Source organism: Caballeronia sp. M23-90 (genome assembly GCF_053574605.1).
In genome coordinates this window covers 1-3,213 of sequence record NZ_JBSIPA010000606.1, presented here as the reverse complement: position 1 = coordinate 3,213, position 3,213 = coordinate 1, and the positions used below count along the sequence as shown (strand labels likewise).

General features: G+C 62.7%; 2 protein-coding genes. Both read left to right on the top strand.

All coding sequences use genetic code 11. The features are described 5' to 3' along the window. A partial coding sequence (locus tag ACRXB1_RS33355) for an efflux RND transporter periplasmic adaptor subunit (RefSeq protein WP_449494458.1) occupies positions 1-923 on the top strand: 923 nt, incomplete at its 5' end. Next, a partial coding sequence (locus ACRXB1_RS33350; RefSeq protein WP_449494457.1) for an efflux RND transporter permease subunit occupies positions 920-3,213 on the top strand: 2,294 nt, incomplete at its 3' end. The genes ACRXB1_RS33355 and ACRXB1_RS33350, both read left to right, overlap by 4 nt.

Here is a 3,213-nt window from a genome sequence, read left to right as displayed (position 1 = left end):
TCCGCGGCGCAGCACCAGTTGACCTACGCCGAGCAGCACGTCACGCGCGACCGGGTACAGGCACAGGAAAGCCTGATCTCGCGCGCGCAGCTCGAACAGACCGAAAACGCGTATGCCGCAGCGCTTGCGCGGCGCAGCACCAGTTGACCTACGCCGAGCAGCAGGTCACGCGCGACCGGGTACAGGCACAGGAAAGCCTGATCTCGCGCGCGCAGCTCGAACAGACCGAAAACGCGTATGCCGCAGCGCTTGCGCAGCGCAATCAGGCGCAAGCGCAGTCGGCGTTATCGCAGGATCAGTTGAAGTACACCACGCTCATCGCCGACAAAGCCGGCGTCATCACCGCTGAACAGGCCGACACGGGGCAGAACGTGTCAGCGGGACAAGCCGTCTACAACCTCGCATGGAGCGGCGAGACCGATGTGGTGGCCGATGTGCCAGAGACGGCGCTTGCCTCGCTTGCAGTCGGACAGAACGCTACGGTCAGCATCGGCGCGCTTGCCGGCAAGAAATTTGCCGCACGCGTGCGCGAAGTGTCCCCCGCCGCCGATGCACAGAGCCGCACGTACCGCGTAAGGCTCACGCTCGAAGCGCCCACGCCGGAAGTCCGGCTTGGCATGACCGCCGATGTCGCCTTCGCGCAGAGCCCAGCTCCAGCTTCCGGCACCCCGGGACAATCATTCACGCTGCCTTCCACGGCACTGTTTCATGCCGGAAACTTGCCCGCCGTGTGGGTCGTGAAGGCGGACAACGCGCTCGAGTTGCGTCGCGTGGAAGTGTCGCGTTATGGCGAGCGCACCGTGACCGTATCGCAGGGAATCGCGGCGGGCGAGCGCATCGTATGGCAAGGCGTCCATACCGTTTCCGCCGGCGAAAAAGTTCGCGTGGTCCCGCCCTTGCATCCGGAAGATTTCGCGTCATGAGCGATCAAGAGGGCAAACAGACGCGCGGCACCTCCGCCGCCGAGGCAGCGGCGGCGGCGGCGGCTTCCGGCGATTATCGTCACGAAGAAGGCCGCTTCAATCTCTCCGCGTGGGCGTTGCGGCATCAGGCGCTGGTCGTCTTCCTGATCGCCATGGCGACGATCTTCGGCGTGCTTGCTTACACGCGGCTCGCACAATCCGAAGATCCGCCGTTCACGTTCCGCGTGATGGTCATCCAGACCTTCTGGCCGGGCGCAACCGCGCGCCAGATGCAGGAACAGGTCACCGACAAGATCGCGAAGAAGCTGCAGGAAACGCCATCGACGGACTTCCTGCGCAGCTACTCGCGCCCCGGCGAATCGCTTCTGTTCTTCACGATGAAAGACGGCGCACCTGCGAAGGAGGTGCCCGAAGAGTGGTATCAGGTGCGCAAGAAAGTCGGCGATATTGCGTACACGCTGCCCCCGGGCGTGCAAGGCCCCTACTTCAACGATGAATTCGGCGACGTCTTCACCAACATCTACACGCTGGACGGCGACGGCTTTTCGCCTGCGCAGCTTCACGATTACGCCGACTCGTTGCGCACGGTCCTGCTGCGCGTGCCGGGCGTCGCGAAGGTCAACTATTTCGGCGATCAGGACGAGCGCGTTTATGTAGAGATATCGAATACGCAATTGACCCGGCTTGGCATTTCGCCGCAGCAGATCGCGCAGGCTATCGACGGGCAAAACGCCGTCGCCCCCGCCGGCACCATGAACACGCCGAACGACCGCGTATTCGTGCGCCCGAGCGGCCAGATCGCCGACATGGCCGCGCTCGCCGACACGCTCATCCGCGTGAACGGCCGCTCGTTCCGCCTTGGCGACATCGCGGCGATCAAGCGCGGTTATCTCGATCCACCTTCCACGCAAATGCGTTCGGGCGAAAAGCCTGTACTCGGCATCGGCATCACGATGCAGCCCGGCCAGGACGTCGTGCGTCTGGGCAAGGCGCTCGACGCACAGGTGGCGCAACTGCGCACGCAACTTCCCGCCGGCCTCGTGCTGAACGAAGTGTCGAGCATGCCGCACGCGGTATCGAAGTCGGTGGACGACTTTCTCGAGGCAGTGGCCGAAGCTGTCGTGATCGTGCTGATCGTGAGTCTCGTGTCGCTGGGTTTTCGTACCGGCATGGTCGTCGTGATCTCGATTCCGGTCGTGCTCGCGGTGACCGCGCTCTTCATGTATCTCTTCGATATCGGCCTGCACAAGGTCTCTCTGGGCACGTTGATTCTCGCGCTGGGCCTCCTGGTCGACGACGCGATCATCGCGGTCGAGATGATGGCCGTAAAGCTCGAACAAGGATGGAACCGCTCGCGCGCCGCGGCTTATGCCTACACGAGCACCGCCTTCCCCATGCTCACCGGCACGCTCGTCACCGTCGGCGGCTTCCTGCCTATTGCGCTTGCAAAATCGAGCACGGGTGAATACACGCGCTCGATCTTCGAGGTATCGGCGATCGCGCTCATTGCATCCTGGTTCGCGGCAGTCGTGCTGATTCCGCTGCTTGGCTACAAGCTGTTGCCCGAACGCAAGCGCGAGGCACATCACGCGCATGATCACGAACACGATATCTACAACACGAAGTTCTACACGCGGCTGCGCGGCTGGCTCGCGTGGTGTATCGAGCGGCGCTTTGTCGTGCTTGGCATCACGCTCGTGCTGTTTGTCATTGCCATGGCGGGCTTCACGCTCGTGCCGCAACAGTTCTTCCCGAGTTCGGATCGTTCGGAACTGCTCGTCGATGTCCGGCTGCAGGAAGGCGCCTCGTTCGAAGCCACGTTGCGGGAGACCAGGCGTCTGGAAAAGGTGCTCGAAGGACGTCCGGAGATCGATCACATCGTGAACTTCGTCGGCACCGGTGCGCCGCGTTTTTATCTGCCGCTCGACCAGCAATTGCCGCAACCGAACTTTGCGCAGTTCGTGATCACCGCGAAGTCCGTGGAAGACCGCGAGAAACTCGCAAGCTGGCTCGGACCCGTTTTGCGCGAGAAATTTTCATCGATAAGAACACGCCTTTCACGGCTCGAAAACGGTCCGCCGGTCGGCTATCCCGTGCAGTTTCGCGTGAGCGGCGACGATTTGCCGACCGTGCGCGGCATCGCGGAAAAGGTTTTCGCCGAAATGCGCGCCGACAGCGGCACGACAAACGTTCAATACGACTGGGACGAACCATCGGAGCGCTCGGTGCGCTTCCAGATCGACCAGAAGAAAGCGCGTGAACTCGGCGTCAGTTCGCAAGACGTGTCCAA